Below are 25,896 nucleotides of genomic sequence, written 5' to 3'. Positions count from 1 at the left end.
TGAAACGGTCGAAGGTTTCCCTTCGCGGCTTGTCCTGACATCACGTCCGGACCGCCGCGCCCGGACTAGTCCAGCCCGAGATCCCGGCGCAGCTTGGCGACGTGCCCGGTGGCCTTCACGTTGTACTGCGCGACCGCGATCTTGCCGTCCGGGTCGATCACGAACGTCGACCGGATCACCCCGGTCACCTTCTTGCCGTACATCGTCTTCTCCCCGAAGGCCCCGTACGCCGACAGCACCTCTTTGTCCGGGTCGCTGAGTAGCGGGAAGGTCACCCCGTCGCGGTCGCGGAACTTGGTCAGCTTGGCCGGCTTGTCCGGCGAGATGCCCAGTACGGCGTACCCGTGGGCTTGCAGCGAGTCGAGGGAGTCGCGGAAGTCGCAGGCCTGCTTGGTGCAGCCCGGCGTCATCGCGGCCGGGTAGAAGTACACGATCACGTTCTTGCCGCGCAGGGAGGACAGCGCGACGTCGTTGCCGTCCGCGTCGGGGAGGGTGAAGTCCGGTGCTGGGTCACCGACGGACAGACGATCGGACATCAGAAGCCCTCCACGGAACGGAAACGGTGATTGTCCGACATTCTGCCGTACGCCGGATCGGCCGGCCGCACCGGCTCACTGGTCGTCCAAACGCTTGTGTCACACAGAGAGTCAGGGCGTCGATGCGGCAGAGTGGGGCCTATGCGGGCGATGACGGTAGTGCCGGGCACAGCTGACTCCGCGTCGGTCGGCGAAGTACCGGAGCCACCTGAGTCCGACGGCTCGGTCCTGGTCGAGGGCCTGTATGCCGGGATCTGCGGCACGGACATAGAACTGTGCAGTGGGCTCTTCGGTAGCGCCCCCGCCGGCACTGACCGACTAGTGATCGGGCATGAGTCGCTCGGCCGAGTCCTGGAGGCACCGGCCGGCTCAGGCTTCGCCACTGGCGACCTGGTCGCAGGCATAGTCCGCAGGCCCGACCCCGAGCCGTGCCCGGCCTGCGCGCGTGGCGAGTGGGACTTCTGCCGCAACGGCCGCTACACCGAGCGCGGCATCAGGGAGCTGGACGGGTACGGCGCCGAGCGCTGGCGAGTCGACCCGTACTACGCCGTACCGGTGCCGGCGCGACTCGGGCATCTCGGAGTACTGGTCGAGCCGGCCAGCATCCTCACCAAGGCGTGGGAGCAGATCGACCGGGTCGGCTCGCGATCCTGGTACGGCCCGGAGCACGTACTGGTCACCGGCGCCGGGCCCATCGGGCTACTGGCTGCATTAACTGCCAAGCAACGTGGGTACTCCGTCTCTGTGCTCGATCGCGCCACTGAAGGCCCCAAGCCCCAATTGGTGCGTGACCTTGGCGCGGAGTACCTCACTGACCTGTCCGACCTTCCAGTGGCACCTAACGTGGTTGTCGAAGCCACTGGGGCCGGGCAGCTCGTGTTCGACTGCGCGAAGCTGCTGCCACCGGCAGGGGTGATGTGCCTGACCGGGATCTCCCCGGACCAGGCGACGGTCGACGTACAACTGGATGCTTTGGCCCGGCAGCTCGTAGTACGGAATGCGGCGCTGGTGGGGTCGGTGAATGCGGCCAAGCGGCACTACGCGGATGCTGTGGACGTGCTGATGGCCGCTGATCAGTCCTGGCTGGAGCGGCTCGTCACTCGGTTCGTGCCACTGTCGGACTGGCCCGCGGCACTGGTCAAGGAAGCCCAAGACATCAAGGTGGTCGTGGATCTCCGGTCCTGACCTGCAAAGATGTGATCAAACACTGTGAAGGGAGCCCTGGTGTCGGACACGCAGGCTCGGACCACCGAGCAGATCGAGGCGGACATCGCCGCCACCCGTGCGCGACTGGCCTCGACCGTCGACGAGCTGGTCGACCGGGCCCACCCGAAGAACGTCGCCAAGCGGCAGGTCGAACAGGCCAAGGCGCAGGTGTTCGACGAGCGCGGTCAGCTGCGCACCCAGAAGCTGGTCGCCGTCGGCGCCGCGGCCGTGGGTGTAGTCGGCATGCTGGTGATGATCCGGCAGCTGGTGGGTCGCCGGTGACCTCTCGCAAGCGCATGGCCGACGACAAGCTGCCGATCCGGATGCTGCACGACCGGGTCCTGGTGTCACTCGAGCAAGAGGGCGAGCGCAAGTCGTCGGCCGGCATCCTGATCCCCGCGACCGCCCAGATGGGCCGTCGGCTGGCCTGGGCGAAGGTGGTCGCGATCGGCGCCAACGTCCGGACCGTCGAGATCGGCGACCGGGTGCTGTTCGACCCCGAGGACCGGGCCGAGGTCGAGGTCCGCGGCGACGACTACGTCCTGCTGCGCGAGCGTGACCTGCACGCCGTCGCCGCTCCCCGGCTCGAGGACGGCCAGACCGGCCTCTACCTGTAGTTCGCAGTACTGCGCGCCGCCGTCAGAACGCGTTCGGCCCGAAGCGGAAGATCGCGACCACCAGGGCCAGGATCAGCACAACGGTGTTGATGACGATCTGCTGGAACTCCTTGCGGCGCCCGTGGGTGACGATCGCGCCGAGCATGATGAGCGCCAGCCCGACCGCGGCCAGCGGGACCAGAACCGGCGCGATGTCGAAGATGCCCGGCAGGATCAGCCCGAGCGCGCCCAGCACCTCGGCGGCGCCGATCAGCTTGATGGTGCCTGCGGAGAAGTCCTTGCTCCAGGCCATCTGCGGGTTCTCGCCGAGCTTGGCCTTGGACTGACTCAGCTTGGTCAGGCCGGCGGCGAGGAAGAAGGCCGCCAGGACGCCGGCGACGATCCAGAGAAACACGTTCACAGTGGTGATCCGCTCTCGAAAAGGTGTTGAGTTGATGTGTCAACCTCGAAGGTAGCCGCAATGACTTGAAGCGTCAACTAATCGGTTAGACTGGGCGGCATGACGGGGGACAGTGCAGAAGCCGAGGGGACGCGCTGGCTCACGCCGGAGGAGCTCGAGGCCTGGATGGCGCTGGCCGCGATGCTGTTCAAGTTGCCCGGCGTCCTCGACTACCAGCTGCAGCGCGACTCGGGACTGACGCATTTCGAGTACGTCGTGATGGCCGGGCTGTCCGAGACGCCGGACCACGCCCGGCGGATGAGCGACCTGGCCGGCTTCGCCAACGGCTCGCTGTCGCGGCTGTCGCATGTGGTGAAGCGGCTGGAGAAGCGCGGTTTCGTCGTACGGCGGCCGGACGCGGAGGATGGCCGGATCACCGTCGCCGAGCTCACCGACGCCGGGTACGAGCAGCTCGTCGCCGCCGCGCCGGGGCATGTCGCCACGGTTCGTGAGTACGTGATCGACGTGCTCACGCCTGAGCAACTCAGGCAGCTCAAGGCCATCGGCGACCAGGTCCACCGCAAGGTCGATCCGGGCCGCCCTTGCTGACAGGTGAACGGTCGTGCTTTTATTGATCCTGTGAGCAAGGGTGAGGAAACGCGAGCCGCCGTACTGGACGAGGCTGCCCGTCAGGTCAGTCTGGTCGGGCTGAACGGTCTCACCATCGGACTGCTCGCCGACAAGACCGGTCTGTCGAAGAGCGGCTTGTTCGGTCATTTCCGGTCCAAGGAGCAGCTGCAGGTCGCGGTGATCGACTACGCCGGTGAACTGTTCGCCGAGCGGGTGGTCCGGCCGGCCCTGAAGATGCCGCGCGGCGAGCCGCGGTTGCGCGAGTTGTTCGACCGCAAACTGCGCTGGGGCAACGGCGATCTCGCGTTGCCCGGCGGGTGCTTTTTCACCAGTGTCGCGGCGGAGCTGGACGATGCTCCGCCGGGTCCGGTGCGGGCCAAGTTGGTCCAGATCGAGCGGGACTACATCGACACGATCGCCACCGTGTTCCGGACCGGGATCACCGAGGGGCAGTTCCGCCCCGACGCGGACCCGGAGCAGTATGCGTTCGACATCCGCGGCGTGCTGATGTCGCACCACCTGGCCGGGCGCTTGCTGGGTGACCCGGAGGCCGAGAAGCGGGCCTGGGTGGCGTTCGAGGGCCTGCTCCAAGCGGCCAAGATCTGACTTTCCCCTGTGAAGACTTCCCCTGTGAGGAGTAGCAATGGCGGCAGAAAAAAGCACGAACGGTCGGACTGAGAGAATCCGGAAACTGTTCCAGTTGTTCGAACGGGTCGCGCCCGCGGCCGGTGGACGGTTGCTGGACTCGATCTGGTTCCGGCTGCCGGAGGTGTCGGCGAAGGCCCGTCGGCTCCGGGTCGAACTGCCCGAGGCGACCGCCATCGAGCTGCCCTTCGAGGATGGAACGATCCGCGGGAGCACCTGGGGCGACGGTCCGACGGTGTACCTCGTCCACGGCTGGGGTGGTTGGGGGCTCCAGCTGGCCTCCTTCGTCCCGCCACTGCTGGATGCCGGCTTCCGCGTCGTCACGTTCGACGCACCGAGCCACGGCGACTCCGAGCCTGGCAGGGAAGGGCCGAAGCGAGCCACGCTGCTGGAGATGAGGGATGCCTTCCGCGCCGTGGTCGCCGCCTACGGACCGGCGTACGGGGTGGTGGCGCATTCGATGGGTGCGACTGCGGTGGCGCTGGCTTTGCGGGACGGGTTCAGCGCACGCCGGATGGTGTTCCTCGCGACCGCGACAGACTTCCGCGACGGGCTGGCGCAGTACGAGGCGTACTTCGGCTTCGGGCCGCGGACCCGCGAGCAGTTCCTGCGCCGGTTCACCCGCAGGTTCGGTTCGCTGGACAGCTTTGCCGTGGCGCCGCTGATCGACGGTCTGGCCGAGGAGCGGGAACTGCCCCAGTTGCTGGTGTTCCACGACCGGTCCGACCGCGAGACCTCCGCCGAAGGCAGTGCGAAGGTCGTCGACGTCTGGCCGGGGGCTCGGCTCGAGCTCACCGATGACCTCGGCCACAACCGGATCCTCCGGGATCCCGCGGTCGTCACCGGCGCAACCGCGTTCTTATCCACAGATCGGGCGGTAGGTGAGCCGGGCAAGGTCGTGCAGGAGACAATGCACGGGTGACCTTCACCCCCACCTCCAGCCGTCTGCCCGACTTTCCCTGGGACAAGCTCGCTCCCTTCAAGCAGAAGGCGGCCGCGCATCCCGACGGCATCGTCGACCTGTCGATCGGCAGTCCGGTCGACCCGGTGCCCGACCTGGTGAAGAAGGCACTGGCGGACGCGGCCGACGCACCGGCGTACCCGACGACGCTCGGTACGTCGGTCGCGCGCCAGGCCGCCGTCGACTGGCTGGCACGCCGGCTGGAGGTGCCCGGGGTCGATCCGCAGGCCGGTCTGCTCCCGGTGATCGGCACCAAGGAGCTGATCATGCTGCTGCCGACGCTGCTCGGGATCGGCGCCGGCGACACCGTGCTGATCCCCGACCTCGCCTACCCGACGTACGAGGCCGGCGCCGCGCTGGCCCGGGCGACCAGCGTCCCGGTCGCCGACCCCACGCAGTACGACGGTCCGGCGCGGCTCGCCTATCTCAACTCGCCGCGCAACCCGTCCGGCCAGATCACCTCGCCCGACGAGCTGCGGACCGCGGTCGAGTGGGCCCGGGCAAACGACGTGCTGCTCGTGAGCGACGAGTGCTACGCGGAGTTCGGCTGGGACTCGACGCCGGTGTCCGTGCTGCACCCGGACGTGTGCGGCGGCAGCTTCGACAACCTGCTCGCGGTGCACTCGCTGTCCAAGCGGTCGAACCTGGCCGGCTACCGCGCCGGCTTCGTCGCTGGTGACGAAGCAGTGGTCGCCGAACTGCTGGCGGTTCGCAAGCACGCGGGCCTGATGGTGCCGTCGCCGATCCAGGCCGCGATGGCCGCAGCCTTCGCCGATGACACGCATGTGGACGAGCAACGCGCCCGCTACATCCGCCGCCGGACCGTACTGCGAGACGCGCTGACCGTCGCCGGCTGGGAGATCACCCTGTCGCAGGGAGGCCTCTACCTCTGGGCGAGCCACCCGGCGTACGACGCCTATGAATCCGTTGCAGCGCTGGCGGATCGAGGCATTCTCGTCGCTCCCGGTGCCTTCTACGGCACTGCGGGTGATCGGCATGTGCGGGTCGCCCTGACCGGTACCGACGAGCGAATCGACGCCGCCGCGAAAAGATTGCACGAGTAGCCGAACTTTTTGGTTTGGGTGTGACGTCTTCCTAGGTACAAGCCCTCTTAAGTGGGTGTGAGGAGAGCTGGGGTGGCTCTCCCTTTCTGGGGAGGACTGGGCCGTGAACATTCGTGCCTTTGGACCGGCCGCTGTCGTGGCGGCACTGCTCATCGGCCTGAGTGCGGTGCCCGCGACCGCGGCACCGGCGGCCGAGGATCCGACGACGACGCCGCCGGTGGTCACCACCACACCGCCGCCGACGACGCCGGACCCGACACCAACGCCGACTCCGACGTCGCCGACCACGACGACGCCCAGCACGCCGCCGACGGTCACCGCGGAGCAGTTGCCGATCACGCTGAACCAGCCGGCCGCGACCTGGGAGGACCGCCCGATCACCTTCACGGGCCGGCTCGAGACCGGCCTGGTGGGCTCGCATCTGAGCCTGTGGGAGAAGCTGTCGTCCGGCTGGGTCATGCGCGCCAAGACCCGGACGGTCACCAACGGGGCTTACAAGTTCACCTACGTCGCGCCGAACCCCGGTGCCGCGACCTTCCGCGTCATCATCGGCGGGGTGTTCCCGAGCGCCGTCGGCAACACCCCGGACCGGACCGTCTCGGTGCTCAACCGCACGCTGGTGATGACCAAGCCGGCCGCGTCGTACACCGTCCTGAGCGGCGTCCGGATGACGGGGAAGCTGACCCCGCCCGAGCCGGTGAAGAAGCTGATCGGGCTGCAGGACCGGGCCAATGGCAGGTGGCGCACACTGACGAGCGCGTGGACCGCGCCGAACGGGACGTTCGCAGTACCGGTGCCGGACAACCTGCCGGCCACCAAGACCGTGCGGGTAGTCACGCTCGAGACCCCGGCCGCCGCGTTCGAGGCCTCGGCGTACGCCGTGATCACGATCAAGGCGCTCGTCAACGCCAAGGTCTCCTACATCTCGGCGCCGTCGATCAACAAGACCTACCGGCCCGGCTGTCCGGTGAAGCCGTCGCAGCTGCGCTACATCACCTTGAACTACTGGGGATTCGACGGTCTCGTGCACCGCGGTGAACTCGTCGTCCGCGACGCGGCCGTGTCGAAGATGATCGCCGTCTGGACCGCGAGCTTCAACGCGAAGTTCCCGATCCGGCGGATGCAGCGGGTCGACTACTTCGGGGGCAGCGACATCAAGGCGATGGCCGCCGACAACACGTCCGTCTTCAACTGCCGCCAGGTGACCGGCAACCCCTACGCGCTGTCCCCGCACTCGTACGGCTGGGCGATCGACATCAACACCGTGGAGAATCCGTACCTCGCGGCGAACAACGTCTGGTACCCGTCGAACGGCCTGGCCTACCGCAACCGCAGTGTCGTCCGGCCGGGCATGCTGTTCAGCACCAGTACGCCGACTCGGGCCCTGCGCAACGCGGGGTACTTCTGGGGCGCCGGCTGGCGTAAGCCCGACTACCAGCACTTCCAGCCGAAGTGAGGGCCGTACTGACGGCAGTGGCTGTTGCTGGACTTGTAGCTGGGTGCAGCGCGAGTCCAGCAGCCAGTACTACGCCGACGCCGACTCCCACCCCGACGTCGGGCACTGCTCCCATCCCGACGAACACCTTGAGCACAGTCGACCCGACCGATGCTGCTCAGCCTCCAGAGCTACCGGAGGAAGCAACAGCGCCGCCACCTGCCGCAGCGGGACCTGTGTCGTCCAAGAACCTGCCGGCTCCTGCCAAGCTGGGGGCAGGCTGGAAGACCTACACGGAGCCGGGCGGCGCCGAGGAGGGCTTCCTGGGCAACGAGACCTGGACGCGCAGCCGGAAGGCGCACCAGGCGGCCTTCGAGGCGTTGCCGGTCGGCTGCGGCAACCCCCTGCCGACCAGCTCGCTCCCGGTCCCGAAGCACGCACTGCAAGGCTCCTACCGCACAGCCGCCAACAAGCCGGCCACTGTGCTCGTACTGCGCTTCGCCGACGCAGACCAAGCCTCGGGGTACTACACCGGCTACCAGGCGCGCATGGCTGCCTGTGGCGACAAGGGTGAGCTCCAGGTGAAGCAGCTCTGGTCCGGGAAGGAGGCGGCCGCGTCGGTACGTTCCTACGTCGGCGCGGAGGCTTTTGTGGAGCTTTCCGCCCTGAAGGGCTCTACCGTGGCCTTACTGGCCCAGGCGAGCGGCAAGCCGGACACGCAGGCAGAGTGGGCGCGGAGCGTCGTACCGGAACTGCAGGCTGTGATCGATTCGCCGTAAAGATGTACTACCTTTCAGTTTTCATCCGCTCTAAACTCCGGACATGGGTGACTTCGACAGGTACGCGCGACTGACGGCTGAGCTGGAGCCGCCGTACGCGGTGGTCGACCTGGCCGCGTTCCGGCGCAACGCGGACGATCTGGTCCGCCGCGCCGCCGGTACGCCGATCCGGGTGGCGTCGAAGTCGGTGCGGTGCCGGGCGCTGATCCGGGCCGCGATCGAGCGGCCGGGGTTCCACGGGGTGATGAGCTACTCGCTGCCCGAGGCGATTTGGCTGGCCCGCGACGGCGTCGACGACATCCTGATGGGCTACCCGACCGTGCACCGGGCGGCGCTGAAGGAGCTGGCCGGCGACGCGGCGCTGGCGTCGCGGATCACGCTGATGATCGACCATTTCGAGCACCTCGCCTTCATCAAGTCGGCCACCGGTGGCGGTGAACGGATCCGGGTCTGCCTGGACGTGGACGCGTCGCTGCGGATCTTCGGCCAGCACCTCGGCGTACGCCGGTCGCCGCTGCGGACGCCTGAGCAGGTGATCGAGCTGGCCCGCCGGGTCGCCGCGGACGACGCTTTCGAGCTGGTCGGCGTGATGTTCTACGAGGCGCAGATCGCCGGGCTCCCGGACACCTCGCCCGCCGTCCGGCTGGTCAAGCGGCTGTCGGCCAACGAGCTTTCCGATCGTCGCGGGCTGGTCGTGGACGCCGTGAAGCAGGTCGCGCCGCTGCGACTCGTGAACTCCGGCGGTACCGGCAGCATCGAGGTCAGCAGCGCCGATCCGGCCGTCACCGAGGTCACCGCCGGCTCCGGGCTCTACGGCCCGACCCTTTTCGACAAGTACGACGTCTTCCAGCCGGAGCATGCGGTCGCCTACGCGCTCGGCGTGGTACGCCGCCCGTCGCCGCGGATCGCGACCCTCTTCGGCGGCGGCTACGTCGCCTCCGGCCCGGCGAAGAAGTCCCGCCTCCCGTCGCCGAGCTGGCCGCTCGGGCTGAAGCTGCTCGGCACCGAAGGCGCGGGCGAGGTGCAGACCCCTGTCGCCGGTGAGGAAGCGCGCGGCCTTCGGATCGGCGACCGGGTCTGGATGCGATACGCCAAGGCGGGCGAGATGCTGGAACGATTCGACGTGCTGCACGCGATCGACGGGAACGAGCTGACCGGGCTCGTGACGTATCGGGGTGAGGGGAAGAACTTCGGATGAGCACCTGGCGGAACTGGGCCGGTACCGAGTCGGCGACCGGCGTGGAGATCGTCCGGCCGTCGTCTGTCGACGAGGTTGCCGCGATGGTCAAGACGGCGGCGGAGCAGGGGAAGCAGCTCAAGGCGGTCGGGTCCGGCCACTCGTTCACCGGCTGCTCGGTGCCTGAGCAGGTGATGATCCGGCTGGACGGTCTGTCCTCGATCACCAGCGCCGACCAGACCTCCGGCAAGGTGACGCTCGGCGCCGGGACCGGGCTGGCCAAGCTGAACGCCGGCCTCGCCGCTTTCGACCTCGCGATGGCCAACCTCGGTGACATCGACAAGCAGACGATCTCCGGCGCGATCTCGACCGGCACCCATGGCACCGGCGCGAAACTGGGTGGGCTCGCCACCCAGGTGGTCGGGCTGGAGCTGGTCACCGCCGACGGCTCGGTGCTGAACTGTTCGGCCGAGGAGAACCCGGACGTCTTCGCCGCCGCCCGCGTCTCGGTCGGCGCGCTCGGCGTGATCACCGGGCTCACCCTGCAGACCGTGCCGGCCTTCCTGCTCCGTGCCCAGGAGATGCCGCTGCCGCTGGCCGACGTCCTGGACGGCTTCGATTCATTTGCTGATGGCAACGATCATTTCGAGTTCTACTGGTTCCCGCACACCGAGGTCGCGCTGACCAAGCGAAACAACCGGGTCGCCGCGGGCGTCGGGGCGTCGCCGGTCGGCCGGATCCGCGGGTGGGTCGACGACGAACTGCTGTCGAACCGCGTCTTCGAGCTGACCAACCGGCTCTCGGCCCGGCGACCGGGGCTGGTGCCGCGGATCAACCAGCTCGCGTCTCGGGCGCTGTCGGCCCGCGAGTACGTCGACGCGTCGTACAAGGTCTTCTGTGCCGAGCGCAACGTGGTGTTCCGGGAGTCGGAGTACGCCGTACCGCGCGAGCACGTGGTCGAGGTCGTGCGGCAGTTGCGCGCGTGGATCGACCGGTCGGGGGAGCGGTTGCCGTTCCCGATCGAAGTACGGGTTGCTGCTGCCGACGACATCTGGCTGTCGACGGCGTACGGGCGAGACACCGGGTATGTGGCGATTCACCAGTACCACCGGCTTTCGCACACTAAGTACTTCGATGCGTTCGAGCAGATCGTGAAAGCGTTCGGGGGCCGGCCGCACTGGGGCAAGCTGCACACGCTCGGCGCGGACGACTTGCGCGAGCGGTATCCGCGGTTCGACGACTTCCTCGCGGTTCGTGACCGGCTTGACCCGCGGCGCGCCTTCGCCAATCCCTACACCCGGCAGGTGTTCGACGCGTAGTACCGGGGAAAAGGTGTCGGCCCGGGCCGTCGCGTCGTAGCCTTCCTTCATGACTGCACCGGAGCCGCTCGAAGCACTGCCCGAGGACTGGACCAAGGCCCTCGCGGTGGTCGCGCATCCTGACGATCTGGAGTTCGGCTGCGCCGCCGCGGTCGCGCGCTGGACCGGACAGGGCAAGGAGGTCGTCTACGTCCTGCTCACCTCGGGCGAGGCCGGGATCGACGGCATCCCACCGGCCGAGAGCGGCCCGCTGCGCGAGGCCGAGCAGGTCGAGTCCGCCCGGATCGTCGGCGTCTCTTCCGTGGAGTTCCTCGGCCAGCCCGACGGCACGATCGAGTACGGCGTCGCGCTGCGCCGGCTGATCACCGGGGTGATTCGGCGGCACCAGCCGGAGATCGTGATCACGAACAACTTCCGCGACACCTGGGACGGCGACGTCGTGCTGAACCAGGCCGACCACATCAGCACCGGCAAGGCCACCCTCGACGCCGTCCGGGACGCCGCGAACCGGTGGATCTTCCCCGAGGAAGGCGAGCGCTGGAACGGCGTACGGCAGGTCTGGATGGCCGGGTCGCCCAACGGCAGGCACGCTGTGGACACGACCGACACCTTCGAGGTGGGGGTCGAGTCACTGCGGGCGCACAAGGCTTACATCGAAGGGCTGAACTGGCCGGACTTCGACCCGGCCGAGTTCCTCGAAGGGATGGGCCGCGCCGCGGGCAGCCGCCTCGGCACGACGTACGCGGCGCCTTTCGAGGTGTTCACGCCCTGATCCGCTGAACTCCGCGACCTGCCCCGTCCGGCGGGTGCGGCTGTGCCCACCTCCGGCGTACTGCGGGGGTGGGCACGGGCGCGGGTGTGATCAGTCGGTGGGGAGTTCGAGTGAGGCTTTCAGGTGAGGCGGAGCGGGCAGCGGGTTGCGGGGTTCACGATCCCCGCTCGAATCGGGGCCGGGCGGGTTGCCAGGGCCGACCCAGGAGCGGACCAAGGTGCGCCCCTTGCGGGACAGCCGGAGCAGGTCGACCTGGAAGACCTGGGCGGCCGGGATGCCGAGCTGAGCGAGCGACCGGTTCGCCATCAGCGCCGCCTCGTCCTGCTTCCGCGGGCTGAACTTGTGCTGCAGGACGAGAGCGACCCGGCCGTCGGGCAGCTCCTCGATCCGCCGCAGGTGCATGCCCTTGTCGAGGCGACCGGACAGGTTGGCCATGGTGAAGTAGTCGGAGGTGGACTGGCGCTGGTCGAGCTGGGCGCGGGCGATCACTTCGTAGCGGGCCATGTACCGATCATGCGTCGGGGGCGACCTCTTTTCCAGGAAACCGGCGCGCGGGTGCCAAACTCGAAGGGTCGGGCCCGGCCGGGGGAGGAGGCGAGGGGCGTGACGGACGACGAGACCGTCCCGCACGCGGCCGACGGTGATCCGTGGCAGCCGCCCTGGTGGTTGCTCGTCTTCGGTCCGCTCTGCTGGCTGCTGGTCGGAGCGCTTCTGATCGAGCAACGCGGCTGGAAGGTGGCGTTGGGCGCGGCCGTTCTGCTGGCGCCGGTCGGCATGCCGATTCCCGCCGTACTGCGCTGGATCAGGCAGCACCCTCGGTTGGCCGGAAGCTATGTTGCGCCGCTGACCTTTGCTGGGACCACGTTGCTGACGACGCTTCCGCTGTGGCTTTGCGTTGCGGCGACTGTCGCCGCAACGTTGCTGGCTCTCTTCCTGACGACGATGCGGAGCTTCGACCGGAGCTGATGCGTGTTTTAGAGGGCTAGGGCGCGGTTGGCGTCGGCCAGCACCGCGGGGGAGGCGAGGGACTGCCAGCGTGGGATCTGTTCCTGGAGGAACGCGTGCAGCTTGGGCTTGAGGTCCGGGGCATGGTCGAGGACGTCGAGCTCGTTGACGATGGAGAGGTCGACGAAGTCACGCAACTCGGCCGACGTCAGCTCCTCCGACGTACCGGTGAACCGGTCGGTGACGGTGCTGTGCTCGGCCAGATCGCGCCAGGTGGTCTCGCGGTCGCAGGAGCCGTAGCGGTAGACGAGCAGCTCCGCCTCGGGACCAATGACGGCTTCGAGAACCGGCCGTTCCTCCTGCCAGTCGAACAGATGCGTTGGGAACCCGTCCGTCCCGTACGCCGCGTGCGCGAGCCCGGCGAGCACCAGCGTCTCGGACGCGCCTAGATCACGTAGCCGCTTGGCGACCCGATGCAGGTGCACGTACAACGTGCCACCGGCATGCTCCAGCTCATCGGCACCGCGGACGAGCAGCAATGATCCCAGATCTTGGAAGGTGCTCATCTGACCCCTTCGGTTCGGAGCGGTCAGGGCCCAACGGGACCGGCCCAGGAAAACAAGGTACGACGCCCCCACCCCCTCCGCCCACAACACCGGCGTGCCGATTCCGTCACACAACCACCCACCCGAGTACGGCGACCACCAGCACCCACCTCCTGCGGCACCCGCCGCCGGCTCCTGCCGGTTACTGCGAGGGGTTCCGAGGGGCGGGTGGTTGGGGGTGTGAGTGCTGGCAGCTGTGTTCTGCGGGGTGCTGGGAAGCCAGCGACCCGCCGGGTGATGGGGCCGACGGGTCGGTGGGTGGGGCGGGCCGTCGGTGGCGAGACCGGCGGGTGGTGAGAACTAGTCGTCGAGTTCGGCGAGGGCCTTGCGGGCTGCTTCGAGTTCGGCTTCGAGGGCGGCTACCTTGGCGGCCTGCTGTTCGCGGGCTGCGTCGATGACCTCGTCGATCGGGCCGGACAGGTCCTCGTGGAGTTCCTTGGCGGCGCGGGAGACGGCGGCTGCGGCCACCAGCAGGTTCTTTGCGATGTAGCTGTTGCCCTGCTTGAGCTCTGCCTTCCACTCGCCGTCGGCGGTGCCGGTGACGGTCAGCGTCAGCTCGAGGGTCTTGGTCTTCTTCGGCGCCGCCTTCTTGGCCGGGGCCTTCTTCGGCTTCTCCGCCACGACGGGAGCGTCGGCAACCGCCGCAGCGTCGGCATCCGACGCAACGTCGGCGTCGGAAACAGCATCGGCCGCCGGCGTGTCGATCACTGACGGGGAAGCTTCAGCGGTCGCGGCCGGAGAGTCGATCACCGCATCGGGAGTGTCGGCGGCGTCGGTCTGAGCTTCTGCTGCAAAAGTGTCTACAGTCATCGTTGCGGCGATCTCCCTGGGTGACATGTCCCCGCCGAAGCGGGCTGGCGCTGAGAGTGTATTAGAACACACGTTCGACCCCAGCGCCAATTCCCCCTTCTGCCGCAGAGATCAGGCGGACTGCTCCTTGCGGTCACCCGACCAGTCCAGGTGGAACGCACCCTCGCGATCGACCCGCCGGTACGTGTGCGCCCCGAAGAGATCCCGCAGCCCCTGGATCAGCGCCGCCGGCAGCCGCTCCGCCCGCAACCCGTCGTAGTACGACAAAGCAGCGGAGAAGCCAGGAGCCGGTACGCCGGCCGTGGCTGCCGTCGCGACCACGCGACGCCAAGCATCCTGCCCGCTGACGACGGCCTCCTTGAAGTAGTCGTCGACCAGCAGCGACGGCAGCGAGGCGTCCCGGTCGTACGCCTCCTTGATGCGGTCCAGGAAGCGCGCCCGGATGATGCATCCGCCCCGCCAGATGGTCGCCATCGCACCGAGGTCGATGTCCCAGCCGTACTGGTCCGAAGCCGCCCGGATCGCGTCGAACCCCTGCGCATACGCGACCAGCTTCGACGAGTACAGCGCGTGCCGGACATCCTCGATGAACGCGTCCCGATCCACATCGACCTTGGCATCGGAAGGCCCAGCCAGTACTCCGGCCGCTGCGGAACGCCGTACGACATCGCCCGACAGCGACCGCGCGAAGACGGCTTCCGCCATCCCGCTGACCGGAATGCCCAGGTCCAGCGCGACCTGAACGGTCCAGCGCCCAGTGCCCTTCTGCTCGGCCTGGTCCAGTACGACGTCCACGAACGGCCCGCCGGTCGACTCGTCGACCTGCGACAGCACCTCGGCGGTGATCTCGATCAGGAACGACTCCAGGTCGCCGCTGTTCCACTCGCGGAACACGTCGGCGATCTCGGTCGCACTGAGCCCGAGCACACTGCGCAGCAGGTCGTACGCCTCGGCGATCAGCTGCATGTCGGCGTACTCGATGCCGTTGTGCAGCATCTTGACGAAGTGGCCGGCGCCGTCCGGGCCGACGTGGACGCAACAGGCCTGGCCGCCGACCTGGGCGGCGATCTTGGTCAGCATCGGCTCGAGTGCGGCGTACGACTGCGGCGAGCCGCCCGGCATGATGCTCGGGCCGTTCAGCGCGCCCTCCTCGCCGCCGGAGACGCCGGCGCCGACGAAGTGCAGGCCCTTGGCCTTCAGGGCGTCCTCGCGCCGGCGGGTGTCGGCGAAGTGCGCGTTGCCGGCGTCGACGACGATGTCGCCCTCGTCGAGCAGCGGCACCAGTTCGTCGATCACTGCGTCGGTGGGCTCGCCGGCCTTGACCATGATGATGATCTTGCGCGGCTGCTCCAGTGCGGCGACCAGCGCGGGGAGGTCGTCGGCAGGGGTGAACTCACCCTCGTGGCCGAACTCCTGGATCAGCGCGTCGGTGCGGCCCTTGGACCGGTTGTGGACGGCGACGCGGAAACCGTTGCGCGCCAGGTTCCGGGCCAGGTTGCGGCCCATCACCGCGAGTCCGGTGACGGCGATCTGGGCTGGAGCAGAACTCATTGGCTATCTCCTGCGGGTGAGTGCTGGACGTCCGAGTGCGAGACCAGTCTCCTGCCCGGAGCAACCCTGCCGTCGATCGGGGTCTCAGCAAGTAGACGGTTCCGAACCCTTCTCAAAGACCGCGAAGCGATGGTAGACATCTGAGAAATCGATTTCCCAGATCGTGAGGTCCGCCCATGACCAGATCGCTGCGACCTGTCGTCGCGGTTCTCCTCGGCGCAGTTCTGGCCGTCCCCACCGCCGCGCATGCCTCGGCCGCGCCGGCCCTGGCGCCGCCAGCCGCGGCAGCCGCAGTACCAGCCGCGGCGCCCGCGCCCGCAGTACAGGCCTCCGGTACTACGTCCGCTCTCGCGGGCAGCAACGGCCCAGTGGGCTGGGACGTCTACCGGCAACTCGATCGGCTCCCCGAGCTCCAGACCGGCGTCCGCACCAAGCAGTTCTCCAGCTTCGGCCGCGACGGCTCCAACAACGACGGCTTCGACGGCACCTACTCCTGCCTCCGGACCACTCCCGCCGGCTGCGTTCTCGCCGAGGACGACGGCCCCGGCGAGATCGCCACGATCTGGTTCACCCGCGACGAGGGCGACGTCCGCAAGACCGGCACCATCACCGTCGAGCTGGACGGGAAGTTGGTGCTGAACGCGAGCCTGCAGGACGTTGTCGACGGCAAGCTTGGCTCGCCGTTCGTCTACCCGCTCGTCGCCAACGCGCTGGAGACCAGCGGCGGCGTCTACCTCCGCGTCCCGATGCCGTACCAGAAGTCCATGCGGGTGACCGTCCAGAACAACCCGTACTTCTACCACGTCGGCTACCGCGAGTTCCCGGACGCGGCCGGCGTGAAGACCTTCGACCCGGCCGACAAGGCAGCGGATGTCGTCGCCCTGCTCAAGGCATCCGGCACGAAGGATCCCAAGCCCACCGAGCCCGGCGCGAAGACCACCCAGACCCCGGTGGAGCTTGCCCCCGGCAAGCAACTCACGCTCGGGGACGTCCACGGTCCGGGTGAGCTCAGCGCGCTCCGGCTGAAGCTCCCGCAGCTCGTCGGCCTGGAACTGAAGAGCGTCACCGACGACGGCCGCGCGTTCATCGGCGGAAGCAAGTTCACGATGAAGGTCGACCCGGCCAACACCAGCGTCAAGTTGACCCGCCGGCTAGACCTGCGGATCGGCAACCAACGCGCGAAGGTGTTCGTCGACGGCGTCCAGGCGGGTGAGTGGGCACCGCTGCCGGCCAAGGGCGCGCAGTGGGCCGACCAGGTCGTCGAGTTGCCGGCCAGTGTCACGGCGGGCAAGTCGCAGGTGGAGATCCGCAACGAGTTCGTGTCGTCCGATCTCGACTTCAACGAGTTCACATACTGGGCCGACTCGATGGTCGGCGGCCCAGGAAACAGCACAGCGAAGCGCACCGACACGCTCGACCTTGGACCGCAGCATGTGGCCGACGAGCAGGCTCACGGCTACTCGATCACGAACCAGCGCTGGGAGGGCTCGCACTCGATGCCGTACGCCGCCACGCCGGCCGATGCCGAACGCGTGAAGCCCTCCGACGCGCTGCTGTCCGGCGTACGGGTGCAGGTCACCGTGGACGGCAAGAAGCGCGTCGATGCACCGCTCGGTGAGTTCTTCGGCTCCGGACTGGGGGAGAACGACGTCCGTTCCCTCTTCTTCGCGATGGACCCGAACGGCTGGTACTCCGCCTGGTGGCCGATGCCGTACCTCGCCCGCGCCACCGTCACGCTGGTCAACACCTCGCAGTACAAGCTGTCCGGTGGGCAGGCCGAGGTGACCTCAGCGCGGGATGCCAAGGTGGCCGCCGATCTCGTGACCGGCAAGAGCGGGTACTTCACCGCGCTGTCGCATCGCGCCGAGCCGGTGATGGGCAGCGACTGGCTGATCGCGGACACCACCGGTCGCGGCAAGTTCGTCGGTGTCTCGCACACCATGGAAGGTCTGCAGCCGGACGGCAACACCCGCGGCTACCTCGAAGGCGACGAGCGCGTGTACGTCGACGGCGAGCGCACCCCGGCGATCTACGGCACCGGCACCGAGGACTACTACGAGTCCGGGTGGTACTTCAACCAGGGCACCTACTCCACGCCCTTCCACGGCAACTCGGGCCACGAGGTCCAGGCGGGCGCGTGCAAGTACGAATGCGACAGCGCGTTCCGCCTGCACATCACCGACTCGATCGGCTACCAGAACCAACTTACGTTCGGCATCGAACACGGCCAGCAGAACGATCACCCGGCGATCTACGGCTCGACCGCCTTCCTGTACTCCGCACCGCAGTTCGGCGCCCGCGAGACCGACCGACTCGACACCGGCTCGGCGCAGAGCCGAACGGAGCACCAGTTCGACGACGGCGCGGCGACCCAGGCCGACCTGACCAGCGTCTACGAGGGCGATCACGACGACATCGTGCTGACCGACCAGGTCAGGTCCTCGACCACGCCGATCCGCTTCACCGCAAAGATTGACCCGGTCAACCGCGGCGTCACCTTGCGGCGTACCAGTGACCAGAAGGTGGCCGGGCAAACCGCCAAGGTATTTGTCGATGGCAAGGAAGTGGGGACCTGGTCGCAGGCCTTGGGCAACGACCGGCAGCGCTGGCTGGACGACAACTACCAGTTGCCCGCAGCAATCACCTTCGGGAAGCGCAGCCTGCAGATCGAACTCAGGCCGACCACTTCGTGGACCGCAGCCGGCTATGTGATCCAGTCCTCCGTCATCCCGTACTCCGATCGTCGCGCCCCCGCCCAAGTGCAGGGCCTGACCGCGGTGAGCCGGGCCGACAACGCGATCGCGCTCAGCTGGCAGGAGCCGACGGATGACAGCGGCATCGCGAGGTACGACGTCTACGCGGCGAAGAAGGGCGCTGCCGAGAAGCTGATCGGTACGAGCCGGGTGCCAGGGTTCGTGCACAAGGGACTCGGGTTGCAGGAGACCTGGACCTACCGCGTGGCGGGTGTCGACTTGGCCGGCAACGTGGGCGTCAAGTCCGCGCCGGTGCAGGCGACGTCCGGGAGCACGCTCCGGATCGAAGGCGAATCGATGCTGCCGGTCGTCTCCGCGACGGTGCCTGTCGATGTGCAGGGCAACTGCTGTGGAGTGAACTGGTCGGGTGGTGCGCAACTGTGGATCCACGGCGCGAAGTCGGGCGATCAAGCGGTGCTGCCGTTCACGGTCCCGACGACGGGCACCTACAGCCTTTCCGCCGTGCTTACCAAGGCCGCCGACTACGGCATCGTTGCGCTCAGCATCGACGGCGTGAAGGTGGCTGACTTCGACGGCTACGTCGCGAGTGGTGTGGTCACCCAGAACGTTGACCTCGGCACCAGAACCCTTGCGGCAGGCAAGCATCAGCTGACGGTCGCGGTGATCGGCAAGAACCATGCGGCGACCGGCTATCTGGCAGGTCTCGACCTGCTCGATCTGGAGCTCTCGGTGATCAACAGCGAACCCTTCACCAAGACCGACACGGTGGTGGCCGCGGGCAAGTTCGTCAACGTGTACGACCCGAGTGTCGGCGAGTCCAGCCCGTGGTACTACAACGACCACACGCTGATCCAGGATCGCAAGACCGGGACCTGGCACGTCTACGCCATCACGCACGCCGAACCGGCCAATCCGCTCGACGAGAAGAGCTTCGGGCACGCCACCGCGCCGTCACCAACCGGCCCGTGGACGAAACAGCCAGCCGCGCTGGTGGCTGACCCGGCGGCCGGCGAGAGCCACATCTGGGCACCGCACGTCATCTACGACCAAGGCGTCTACTACATGTTCTACGCAGGCGGGACCGCCGACCACACGGCGTACCGGATGTCGTTGGCGACGTCGACCGATCTCGTGCACTGGACCAGGAGCCCGGCGAATCCGCTGTTCACGGACGGGTTCGACGGGCGCGATCCGATGGTGGTCAAGGTCGGCGACCAGTGGGTCATGTACTACACGGCCAACTCGACGCCGAGCGGCGGCAACCACATCGTTGCCTACCGCACCAGTGCCGACCTGCTGCACTGGAGCGCGCGGAAGACCGCGTTCCAGCACCCCGCGACGGGCACCTTCGGTGGACCGACCGAGTCGCCGTTCGTGGTCCAGCGCGGTACGGACTGGTATCTGTTCGTCTGTTGCGACGGCGGCTACGAGTCGACGAAGGTCTACAAGAGCAAGGATCCGCTGCACTTCACGATCGACCAGTGGGTCGGCACGATCTCGTCCCACGCGGCGGAGGTTGTCCAGGACGGGACCGACTGGTACGTCACCGGCGCCGGCTGGGGCAAGGGTGGGTTGTTCATCGCGTCGCTGGACTTCGCGAAGACCCAGGTGACCAAGGGAATGGTGGCCAGCACGAAGTACTACCGGGCGACTGTGCAGACCACGCCGCGGGCGGTGTTGACAGCGCTGGACGTCGACCCAGCGGGCAAAGCGCAGTACAGGCCGGCGCTGGACTCGTCGTCCCGGGCGACCGCGCCTTATCTCGGCGTGGGCAACTTCGGTGCGACCGACCTCACCGGTGCGGCGGCTCAGGTGGAGGCGGCGGACGGGAAGCTCGACCTCAAGGGCATCCCGCTCGGGGACGAGCCGATCACCGCGGACTGGTCGTTTGCGTTCGGTCCGAAGACCTTCGACACCAGCCTGCGCTGGAACGTCAACCAGACGCCGTCCGCGCCCTTGTGGGAGGTCTCCTTCAACGTCGACTCCGGGCTCGCCGACCAGGGCGATCCCAGCGGGTTCAACCGCAACGGCGACTATCCCGGACTGCCCAAATGGTCGATGGCGACCAGTCCGGGGCTGAGCGTGGTGTCGGCGTACCGGCAAGGCTCGGCGTGGGCCGCGGACAACCACTGGTACGACCCGCAGAACGCGGCCGTCGCGTGGCAGCCGCTCTGGCAACCGGGCGGTCGCGCGTGGCAGCCGGGCACCTACAACGGGGGCACCTGGCGTTTCGGTTTCTCCGCGACCGAGAAAGACACCACCTTCGCCGACAACCTGGCGGCCGGCATGTCGTAAGGTCCGACGGTGTGACCACTCTTGCCTTGGAGCGCCGTACGACGGCGCTGGTGCTGATCGACCTGATGCCGCGGATCATCGCGCTGGACACGGCGCCACTGAGCGGACCGGAGGTGCTGAAGCGCTGCGTCGCGCTGGCCAAGGCCACCCGGTCCGTCGGTGGGCTGGTCGTCAACGTACGGGTCGAGCGCCCCGGCGTCGACGTCCAGCCCGAGGGCAGCGGCTTCGCGCCCGAGCTGGACCCCCAGCCCGGTGACGTGGAGATCGTCAAGCACACGGTCGGCGCGTTCCACCAGACCGGCCTCGACGACGTACTGCGAGCTCGCGGCATCCGGACCGTCGTACTCGCCGGAATCGCCACCAACTTCGGCGTCGAGTCCACCGGCCGCATCGCCGACGAACACGGCTACGACACCGTCTACGTCACCGACGCGATGACCGGCCTCCACGCCCACGCACACGAGTTCGCCGTCTCCTACATCTTCCCCAGATTCGGCACCACCTGCACCGGCACCCAGTACGTCGCAGCCCTCAGCCCGGAGTAACTCCCGCCCCCGCGTGCTCCTGCGTCGCCCGCTCCCCACCCCCAGCTACCTCGCTCCTTCGTCGCTCGTCCCGCTGCCGTGACTACTAGTCGCCCCAGAAGACGCGCTCGGCGGGTTGGTCGTGTGCTGACGCCCAGGCGAACCCGGTGGGGTGGGTGACGCCCACGCGTGCTCCTCCGTCGCCCGCTGATGTGTTTGGCTGGGTTGGGAGCAGTTCGGTGATCGGCCGCTCAGAGAAAGCTCTGGAGATGATCCGATGAATGGCGACGCGCAGCAGAGCCCCGATGCTGTGATGCCCGGTCTGACTGTTCAACGTGAAGTCCCTACCGTGGCGTTACAGGCGCAGTTGATCGGAACCCTCGAGATTGACACTTCGACAAACTGCCTGGTGGTCCGTACCCCTATGGGCACTGGCGACGGTACTGACCGCCTCGTCGACATCGATGTGGCCTGGCCTCAAGGCTGGAGTGTCGAACTCCGTGACGGCACACCCGCCCTGATTGATGCCACAGGACAGCTGGCCTGCCGGCCAGGCGACGAGATAGCCGTCGGTGGAGGCTTCGTAGACATAGCCCTGATCGACGTCGTCTCGTGCACAGGCCAGGAGCGGATATTCCAGGCATCCGAGCTCACCCGCGTTTGAGCGATCCCTTATCGACGAGAGCCCCTCATGAGCAACACTGCTGAGGGTCAACTGCGCCAGGGCATGTGCTGGAGGACCCAGGTGTTGCCGTCTGGGTCGGCGAAACGGGCGTAGAAGACGCCGCCGGAGTCCTCTGTCGGTGCGACGTCGACGCCGCGTTCGATCAGTTGCGAGCGAGCGGCCTCGATGTCGGCAACTACCAGGTGGAGGCTGCGGAGCGAACCGGGCGGCATCTCGGCCTCCGGCAGACCAGAGGTGAGTGTGATCGAGCAATAGGAGCCTGGCGGGGTGAGTTGCACGACGCGGACTCCTTCGGCCGGGCTGACATCTACGTCGGCGGTGAAACCGACTTGCTGGGTGTAGAAGGCCTTGGCCCGGTCGATGTCGCTCACCGGCACAATGACCAGTTCGAGCATCAACGCGCCTGGCTGGACGGCGGGAGTGGGGTTGTCGATCATGTCGAGGGCCTTTCGGAATGGTCTGGTCAGGGGAGTTGATAGCTGAGGTGAGTGGACGTCGATGCCTTCGATCACGCGAGGGGTGGCGAAGTCGCGCGGTTGGTCGTCGAGGCCGGCAAGCATGCGGACGCCGCCGCCGAGCGTCACCGGCACGAGGTCGACGCGGAGCTCGTCGACGAGGCCGGCACGAAGAGCCTGTCCAACGGTCGAGCCCGGACCGATGCCCACCTGCTTGCCGCCGGCCACGACTTTGGCCTTCTCGATGGCTGCCGCGACACCATCGGTGACGAACGAGAACGGCGTATCGGTGTTGGACCAGCCGGCCGGCGGCTGATGTGTCACCACGAACACCGGAACGCCCGACGGATGTGACCCTCCCCATCCCTTCGTCACGTCGAACAGCCGCCGCCCGACCACGATGGCCCCGGTCTCGTCGAACCCGGTACCGCCCGGTCCGGCGATATAGCCGTCCAGCGAAACCGATGCCTGGGCAAAGACCCTCGTCATGTCCGTTTGTCTCCTGTCCGCCGCAGGTCGGAGTACTTGCTGTCACTGACAAGTCGGAGCCGAGTCGTCGTTCTCGACACGGCTCGTCCGGATCCCCAGTGCAGTGAGCTGGCGAACGGTCGGCGACAGATGAGCGGGTGGCGGGTCGTCGCACCGGCGACCAGCCAGTCGGGCGGGTCGCCGGCGCGACTAGTAGTCACGGCAGCGGGACGAGCGACGGAGGAGCGAGGGTAGCTGGGGGGAGCGGGCGACGTAGGAGCACGCGTGGGCGTCACCCACCCCACCGTCTAGCTGAAGAGTGCGGCGTTCTCCCGAGCCCACTGCTGCAAAGTCCGTGGCGCGTGCCCCGTGACCTTCTCCACAACATCCGTCACGGTTGTTTCGTCGATGATCCCGTCGCGATAGAACGCCTCGATCGCCTCTGCGTACTGCGCCGGCATCGATGCGAAGAGCGCCTCATGCGTCTCCTCCGGGCTCATCTCATACGCCTCCAACCGCCGGCCGATCGCCTCTCCCACGATCGCCAACTGTTCGGCCGGGCGCAGCGCCACCGGTCCGCTCAGTCGATACGCCGCCCCCGCGTGCCCATCCTCGGTCAGCGCAGCAACAGCCACGTCAGCGATGTCATCCGGGTGGATCGTCGAGATCGGCACCTCCGGGAACTGCAACCGCACCACGTCACCAACAGCAAGCTGGTCAAGCCACCGCAAGGTGTTCGACATGAACGCGTGCGGCCGCAGGAAAGTCCACTCCACCCCCGACGCCCGAACAGCAGCCTCAGCATCCCCGTGGTACTGCGCGATCGCATTGCGCGTATCCGTACCAACCACCGAGCTACTCGACAACAGCACAGCCCGGCGTACCCCAGCCTGTACTGCGTTCGCGAGCAACTCCTCCATCCGCTCGTACCCGCTCAGCAGGAAGATCCCAGAAACCCCGGGAAGCGCATCGGCAAAAGTGTCGGGCTGGTTGAGATCGCCGATGACGGCCTCGACCCCATCGGGCAGCTCAACCGCCTTGCGAACCAGCGCCTTGGCAGGAACCCCCTTCGCGGCCAAAGCACGCACAACCGCCCCACCCGCGTTTCCCGTTGCTCCGGTGACCAGAATCGTCATCAGTTTCCCTTCAGATAAGCGACCAACTCGCCATTGCCAGCGACAGCTTCACCCTGCGGCCCGGTCAGCATGTCCTCGAAGCCGACCCGCACCCCGTAGCCCTCGGCCCGCGCCCATTTCAGCACGGGCCAGGCCCATTCGTTCTCCCCGTGCACCACCACGTCGAAGCCGGCCGGCAGCACGGCCAGCATCTCCCGCGCCGCCTCCACACCATCCGCGCCGGGGGAGATCCCTGGCAGTGCTTCCACCAGCACGCGCACCACCGGCCCTTGCCAGGTCAGGAACTTGCGTGCGGCCGAAGGTGTGAACAGCCCGGCCTCCACCCCGATCCCGCGCTCCACCAGCAGATCCGCGACCTGCTCGGCACCTTCCTCATGCCAATTGACGCTGGCGAAGTCCGGCCCAGCCGACCACTCGCCAAGCAAGGCCAGCCGCCGTTCCAGCTCCGGCTCGATCTCCTGCCGGGTCGACACCCCGAGCGGCAACTCAGGACATCGCTCCCGTACTGCGGCCACCGCCGGCTCCACATCCGACCAGCGCAAACTCTCGCGCCCGTCGGCCCCGCGCGGATGGAAATGCACCGCGTCAGCCCCAGCCGCAACCGCGTCGTACGCGGCCTGAGCAAGCTCCGCCGGAGTCACCGGTACTGCGGGGTGGTCGGCCCGTGAGCGGTCCCCGTTCAGGCACGCCTTCACGATGGCGCTCATCGCTCGTCGCCCTGGCTCGCGGGGATCATGCGGTGGAAGGTGCGGGAGCCGGAGCGCAATGTGACTGGTTCGGTGACGGCGATCTGCTGGTCATGGCTGTGGACTTTCCGGTCGTCGATCGAGACTGCTCCCTGGCGGATCAACCGGCGCAGCTCGGAGTTGCTCAGCTCCGGCCGGGCCGCTTGCAGCAGGTCCAGGATGGTCGGTTGTGGGGTCGTCACGGCCACCTCCGGCAGGTCGGCCGGAGTACTGCGCCGGCTGAACTGCTCGGTGAACGCCGCTCGCTCGGCCTTCGCGACGCCCGCGCCGTGGTAGCGGGTCACCACCGCGGCGGCGAGCTTGAGTTTGGCGTCGCGGGCCGCCGGACCACCCTCGGCGGCGGCATCGCCGAGGGCGCTCACGACCTCGAGCGGCAGTTCCGTGTAGACGTGCGCGTAGACCTGGATCAACGAGTCGGGCAGGCTCATCAGCTTGCCGAACTTGTCCTTCGGGGTGTCGGTCAGCGCGATGTAGTTGTTCAGCGACTTCGACTGCTTGGGACCGCCGTCGATCCCGGGGGTGATCGTGGTGATGATCAGCGCCTGGGGCGGCGAGCCGAGTCGTTGCTGGAAGTGCCGGCCGAGCTGTTCGTTGAAGAGCTGGTCGGACCCGACGATGGTCAGGTCGCTGTCCATCGCGAAACTGTCGTAGCCCTGCAGTACCGGGTAGATCAGCTCGTGGAGCGCGATCTCCCGTCCGGCCGCGACGCGCTCGCGGAACATGTCCCGCGCCATCAGTTGCGCGTGAGTCACTTGGCTGAACAGCCCGAGCAGCGTCGAGACCTCCATCGTGCCGAACCACTCGGAGTTCCGGCGTACCTCGAAGACCTCCGGGTCGGTGCGCAGGACGAGTGACACCTGGTCGAGGAACGAGGCCGCGTTCTCCTCGATCTGCTCGGGGCTGAGCATCGGGCGCGTCTCGGAACGACCTGTCGGATCGCCGATCCGGGTGGTCAGATCGCCGAGCAGGAACACCACTCGGTGCCCCAGATCCTGCAGTTGCCGCATCATCCACAGGTTGACGGCGTGCCCCAGGTGCAGGTCGGGAGCGGTGCAGTCGACGCCGTACTTGATCCGCAGCGGGCGTCCTGAGTTCAGCCGCTCGATCAGGTCGGTCTCGCCGACAATCGTGTCGGTCGTCCGCCGCAGCCGTTCGAGCACGGCCGGTCCGTTGGTCATCAGGTTCCTCTCAAAGCTGGGCGAGAGGCACCCCGGACGAGCGCCTCCGGCAACGGAAAGAGGCAGGAACCCGGACGGGATCCTGCCTCGGAGGCTCTGGGGTGGAGCGAACTACAGCAAGCCGGCTCGTCCCAGAGCCGGTCGATACTGCGCGATTCGCTGCGTCACCCGGCCAGGCTAACCCGGACCGCCGCCACTCACAAACCTCATTCGGCCAGGCGCAGGTGGTGTGCCCCGCGCTACAGGGGAGCAGGTTGGTGAGTG

General features: G+C 67.8%; 26 protein-coding genes. 16 read left to right on the top strand and 10 right to left on the bottom strand.

Annotated features, from left to right (window positions below):
* Positions 1-65: 65 nt before the first annotated feature.
* Positions 66-536 carry a thioredoxin-dependent thiol peroxidase gene (bcp, locus tag AB0F51_RS25350; protein WP_360284009.1) on the bottom strand — a complete coding sequence of 157 codons (471 nt, stop codon included), beginning with the start codon at positions 534-536 and terminating at the stop codon, positions 66-68.
* Positions 537-677: 141 nt separating this feature from the next.
* Between bcp and AB0F51_RS25345 the strand changes: the two genes are divergently transcribed.
* Genes AB0F51_RS25345 through AB0F51_RS25335 form a run of 3 tightly spaced genes read left to right on the top strand, consistent with a single transcriptional unit; the run spans position 678 to position 2,359 of the window.
* Positions 678-1,721, top strand: a complete 1,044-nt coding sequence (locus AB0F51_RS25345; protein WP_360284007.1) for a glucose 1-dehydrogenase — start codon at positions 678-680, stop codon at positions 1,719-1,721.
* 39 nt (positions 1,722-1,760) lie between these two features.
* Positions 1,761-2,024, top strand: coding sequence for a DUF3618 domain-containing protein (locus tag AB0F51_RS25340; protein WP_360284005.1), 264 nt, complete (start codon positions 1,761-1,763; stop codon positions 2,022-2,024).
* A 14-nt stretch (positions 2,025-2,038) separates the two neighbouring features.
* The gene (locus AB0F51_RS25335; protein WP_360284107.1) at positions 2,039-2,359 is read left to right on the top strand and encodes a co-chaperone GroES; all 321 of its coding nucleotides are present in this window, start codon (positions 2,039-2,041) and stop codon (positions 2,357-2,359) included.
* Between the two features lie 22 nt (positions 2,360-2,381).
* Here AB0F51_RS25335 and AB0F51_RS25330 read toward each other — a convergent pair whose 3' ends face one another.
* Complete coding sequence (locus AB0F51_RS25330) at positions 2,382-2,759, bottom strand: DoxX family protein (RefSeq protein WP_360284003.1); 378 nt, start codon at positions 2,757-2,759, stop codon at positions 2,382-2,384.
* A 99-nt stretch (positions 2,760-2,858) separates the two neighbouring features.
* On the opposite strand from AB0F51_RS25330, the gene AB0F51_RS25325 reads away from it, so the two are divergent.
* The 9 genes from AB0F51_RS25325 (at position 2,859) to AB0F51_RS25285 (ending at position 11,520) form a co-directional block, all read left to right on the top strand.
* On the top strand, positions 2,859-3,347 hold the full coding sequence (locus tag AB0F51_RS25325) for a MarR family transcriptional regulator (RefSeq protein ID WP_360284001.1): 489 nt from the start codon (positions 2,859-2,861) through the stop codon (positions 3,345-3,347).
* 30 nt (positions 3,348-3,377) lie between these two features.
* Positions 3,378-3,974: a TetR/AcrR family transcriptional regulator gene (locus AB0F51_RS25320; RefSeq protein ID WP_360283999.1), complete on the top strand. Its 597-nt coding sequence runs from the start codon at positions 3,378-3,380 to the stop codon at positions 3,972-3,974.
* Positions 3,975-4,068: 94 nt separating this feature from the next.
* Positions 4,069-4,935 (top strand): alpha/beta fold hydrolase, encoded by an 867-nt coding sequence (locus tag AB0F51_RS25315; RefSeq protein WP_360283997.1) that lies wholly within the window; start codon positions 4,069-4,071, stop codon positions 4,933-4,935.
* Positions 4,932-6,038, top strand: coding sequence for a succinyldiaminopimelate transaminase (gene dapC, locus AB0F51_RS25310; protein ID WP_360283995.1), 1,107 nt, complete (start codon positions 4,932-4,934; stop codon positions 6,036-6,038). The genes AB0F51_RS25315 and dapC overlap by 4 nt, the downstream gene beginning before the upstream one ends.
* Positions 6,039-6,141: 103 nt before the next feature.
* Positions 6,142-7,494, top strand: a complete 1,353-nt coding sequence (locus AB0F51_RS25305) for a M15 family metallopeptidase (RefSeq protein WP_360283993.1) — start codon at positions 6,142-6,144, stop codon at positions 7,492-7,494.
* 17 nt (positions 7,495-7,511) lie between these two features.
* The gene (locus AB0F51_RS25300) at positions 7,512-8,252 is read left to right on the top strand and encodes a hypothetical protein (protein ID WP_360283991.1); all 741 of its coding nucleotides are present in this window, start codon (positions 7,512-7,514) and stop codon (positions 8,250-8,252) included.
* A 43-nt stretch (positions 8,253-8,295) separates the two neighbouring features.
* Positions 8,296-9,450: an amino acid deaminase/aldolase gene (locus AB0F51_RS25295; protein WP_360283989.1), complete on the top strand. Its 1,155-nt coding sequence runs from the start codon at positions 8,296-8,298 to the stop codon at positions 9,448-9,450.
* Complete coding sequence (locus tag AB0F51_RS25290; RefSeq protein ID WP_360283987.1) at positions 9,447-10,748, top strand: D-arabinono-1,4-lactone oxidase; 1,302 nt, start codon at positions 9,447-9,449, stop codon at positions 10,746-10,748. The genes AB0F51_RS25295 and AB0F51_RS25290 overlap by 4 nt, the downstream gene beginning before the upstream one ends.
* A 49-nt stretch (positions 10,749-10,797) precedes the next feature.
* Positions 10,798-11,520, top strand: coding sequence for a PIG-L deacetylase family protein (locus AB0F51_RS25285; protein WP_360283984.1), 723 nt, complete (start codon positions 10,798-10,800; stop codon positions 11,518-11,520).
* 90 nt (positions 11,521-11,610) lie between these two features.
* Here the strand turns inward: AB0F51_RS25285 and AB0F51_RS25280 are convergent, their stop codons facing one another.
* Positions 11,611-12,024, bottom strand: a complete 414-nt coding sequence (locus AB0F51_RS25280; protein ID WP_360283982.1) for a hypothetical protein — start codon at positions 12,022-12,024, stop codon at positions 11,611-11,613.
* A 99-nt stretch (positions 12,025-12,123) separates the two neighbouring features.
* Between AB0F51_RS25280 and AB0F51_RS25275 the strand changes: the two genes are divergently transcribed.
* Complete coding sequence (locus AB0F51_RS25275; protein ID WP_360283980.1) at positions 12,124-12,486, top strand: hypothetical protein; 363 nt, start codon at positions 12,124-12,126, stop codon at positions 12,484-12,486.
* An 8-nt stretch (positions 12,487-12,494) separates the two neighbouring features.
* Here the strand turns inward: AB0F51_RS25275 and AB0F51_RS25270 are convergent, their stop codons facing one another.
* The 3 genes from AB0F51_RS25270 to gndA all read right to left on the bottom strand — a co-directional run bounded on the left by AB0F51_RS25270 (position 12,495) and on the right by gndA (position 15,431).
* Positions 12,495-13,031 carry a DUF6817 domain-containing protein gene (locus tag AB0F51_RS25270; protein ID WP_360283978.1) on the bottom strand — a complete coding sequence of 179 codons (537 nt, stop codon included), beginning with the start codon at positions 13,029-13,031 and terminating at the stop codon, positions 12,495-12,497.
* 339 nt (positions 13,032-13,370) lie between these two features.
* Positions 13,371-13,880 (bottom strand): DUF6319 family protein, encoded by a 510-nt coding sequence (locus tag AB0F51_RS25265; protein ID WP_360283976.1) that lies wholly within the window; start codon positions 13,878-13,880, stop codon positions 13,371-13,373.
* A gap of 111 nt (positions 13,881-13,991) precedes the next feature.
* The gene (gndA, locus tag AB0F51_RS25260) at positions 13,992-15,431 is read right to left on the bottom strand and encodes an NADP-dependent phosphogluconate dehydrogenase (protein ID WP_360283974.1); all 1,440 of its coding nucleotides are present in this window, start codon (positions 15,429-15,431) and stop codon (positions 13,992-13,994) included.
* Between the two features lie 176 nt (positions 15,432-15,607).
* On the opposite strand from gndA, the gene AB0F51_RS25255 reads away from it, so the two are divergent.
* The 3 genes from AB0F51_RS25255 to AB0F51_RS25245 all read left to right on the top strand — a co-directional run bounded on the left by AB0F51_RS25255 (position 15,608) and on the right by AB0F51_RS25245 (position 21,628).
* Positions 15,608-20,440: a DUF2961 domain-containing protein gene (locus AB0F51_RS25255; protein ID WP_360283972.1), complete on the top strand. Its 4,833-nt coding sequence runs from the start codon at positions 15,608-15,610 to the stop codon at positions 20,438-20,440.
* 11 nt (positions 20,441-20,451) lie between these two features.
* Positions 20,452-20,985, top strand: a complete 534-nt coding sequence (locus AB0F51_RS25250; protein WP_360283970.1) for an isochorismatase family protein — start codon at positions 20,452-20,454, stop codon at positions 20,983-20,985.
* A 256-nt stretch (positions 20,986-21,241) separates the two neighbouring features.
* Positions 21,242-21,628, top strand: coding sequence for a hypothetical protein (locus tag AB0F51_RS25245; protein ID WP_360283968.1), 387 nt, complete (start codon positions 21,242-21,244; stop codon positions 21,626-21,628).
* Positions 21,629-21,675: 47 nt separating this feature from the next.
* On the opposite strand, the gene AB0F51_RS25240 is transcribed toward AB0F51_RS25245, so the two are convergent.
* From AB0F51_RS25240 to tyrS, 4 genes are all read right to left on the bottom strand, one after another.
* Positions 21,676-22,593 carry a VOC family protein gene (locus AB0F51_RS25240; protein ID WP_360283966.1) on the bottom strand — a complete coding sequence of 306 codons (918 nt, stop codon included), beginning with the start codon at positions 22,591-22,593 and terminating at the stop codon, positions 21,676-21,678.
* A gap of 287 nt (positions 22,594-22,880) precedes the next feature.
* Positions 22,881-23,708, bottom strand: coding sequence for an NAD(P)H-binding protein (locus AB0F51_RS25235; protein ID WP_360283964.1), 828 nt, complete (start codon positions 23,706-23,708; stop codon positions 22,881-22,883).
* Positions 23,708-24,415, bottom strand: a complete 708-nt coding sequence (locus AB0F51_RS25230) for a 3-keto-5-aminohexanoate cleavage protein (protein ID WP_360283962.1) — start codon at positions 24,413-24,415, stop codon at positions 23,708-23,710. The genes AB0F51_RS25235 and AB0F51_RS25230 overlap by 1 nt, the downstream gene beginning before the upstream one ends.
* Positions 24,412-25,632: a tyrosine--tRNA ligase gene (tyrS, locus tag AB0F51_RS25225; RefSeq protein WP_360283960.1), complete on the bottom strand. Its 1,221-nt coding sequence runs from the start codon at positions 25,630-25,632 to the stop codon at positions 24,412-24,414. Before tyrS ends, AB0F51_RS25230 begins: the two co-directional genes overlap by 4 nt.
* Between the last annotated feature and the right edge of the window lie 264 nt (positions 25,633-25,896).

Origin of the sequence: Kribbella sp. NPDC023855 (genome assembly GCF_040639475.1) — a bacterium.
In the GTDB taxonomy this organism is placed as follows: domain Bacteria; phylum Actinomycetota; class Actinomycetes; order Propionibacteriales; family Kribbellaceae; genus Kribbella.
The sequence above is the reverse complement of the archived record's forward strand: the minus strand, read 5'-3'. Positions and strand labels throughout refer to the sequence as shown.

Excerpts from the sequence above, each read along its gene's own strand:
- bcp (WP_360284009.1), bottom strand. The coding sequence starts at position 536 with ATGTCCGATCGTCTGTCCGTCGGTGACCCAGCACCGGACTTCACCCTC.
- AB0F51_RS25345 (WP_360284007.1), top strand. The coding sequence starts at position 678 with ATGCGGGCGATGACGGTAGTGCCGGGCACAGCTGACTCCGCGTCGGTC.
- AB0F51_RS25335 (WP_360284107.1), top strand. The coding sequence starts at position 2,039 with ATGGCCGACGACAAGCTGCCGATCCGGATGCTGCACGACCGGGTCCTG.
- AB0F51_RS25325 (WP_360284001.1), top strand. The coding sequence starts at position 2,859 with ATGACGGGGGACAGTGCAGAAGCCGAGGGGACGCGCTGGCTCACGCCG.
- AB0F51_RS25295 (WP_360283989.1), top strand. The coding sequence starts at position 8,296 with ATGGGTGACTTCGACAGGTACGCGCGACTGACGGCTGAGCTGGAGCCG.
- AB0F51_RS25290 (WP_360283987.1), top strand. The coding sequence starts at position 9,447 with ATGAGCACCTGGCGGAACTGGGCCGGTACCGAGTCGGCGACCGGCGTG.
- AB0F51_RS25285 (WP_360283984.1), top strand. The coding sequence starts at position 10,798 with ATGACTGCACCGGAGCCGCTCGAAGCACTGCCCGAGGACTGGACCAAG.
- AB0F51_RS25280 (WP_360283982.1), bottom strand. The coding sequence starts at position 12,024 with ATGGCCCGCTACGAAGTGATCGCCCGCGCCCAGCTCGACCAGCGCCAG.
- AB0F51_RS25270 (WP_360283978.1), bottom strand. The coding sequence starts at position 13,031 with ATGAGCACCTTCCAAGATCTGGGATCATTGCTGCTCGTCCGCGGTGCC.
- AB0F51_RS25265 (WP_360283976.1), bottom strand. The coding sequence starts at position 13,880 with ATGACTGTAGACACTTTTGCAGCAGAAGCTCAGACCGACGCCGCCGAC.
- gndA (WP_360283974.1), bottom strand. The coding sequence starts at position 15,431 with ATGAGTTCTGCTCCAGCCCAGATCGCCGTCACCGGACTCGCGGTGATG.
- AB0F51_RS25255 (WP_360283972.1), top strand. The coding sequence starts at position 15,608 with ATGACCAGATCGCTGCGACCTGTCGTCGCGGTTCTCCTCGGCGCAGTT.
- AB0F51_RS25245 (WP_360283968.1), top strand. The coding sequence starts at position 21,242 with ATGAATGGCGACGCGCAGCAGAGCCCCGATGCTGTGATGCCCGGTCTG.
- AB0F51_RS25240 (WP_360283966.1), bottom strand. The coding sequence starts at position 22,593 with ATGACGAGGGTCTTTGCCCAGGCATCGGTTTCGCTGGACGGCTATATC.
- AB0F51_RS25235 (WP_360283964.1), bottom strand. The coding sequence starts at position 23,708 with ATGACGATTCTGGTCACCGGAGCAACGGGAAACGCGGGTGGGGCGGTT.
- AB0F51_RS25230 (WP_360283962.1), bottom strand. The coding sequence starts at position 24,415 with ATGAGCGCCATCGTGAAGGCGTGCCTGAACGGGGACCGCTCACGGGCC.
- tyrS (WP_360283960.1), bottom strand. The coding sequence starts at position 25,632 with ATGACCAACGGACCGGCCGTGCTCGAACGGCTGCGGCGGACGACCGAC.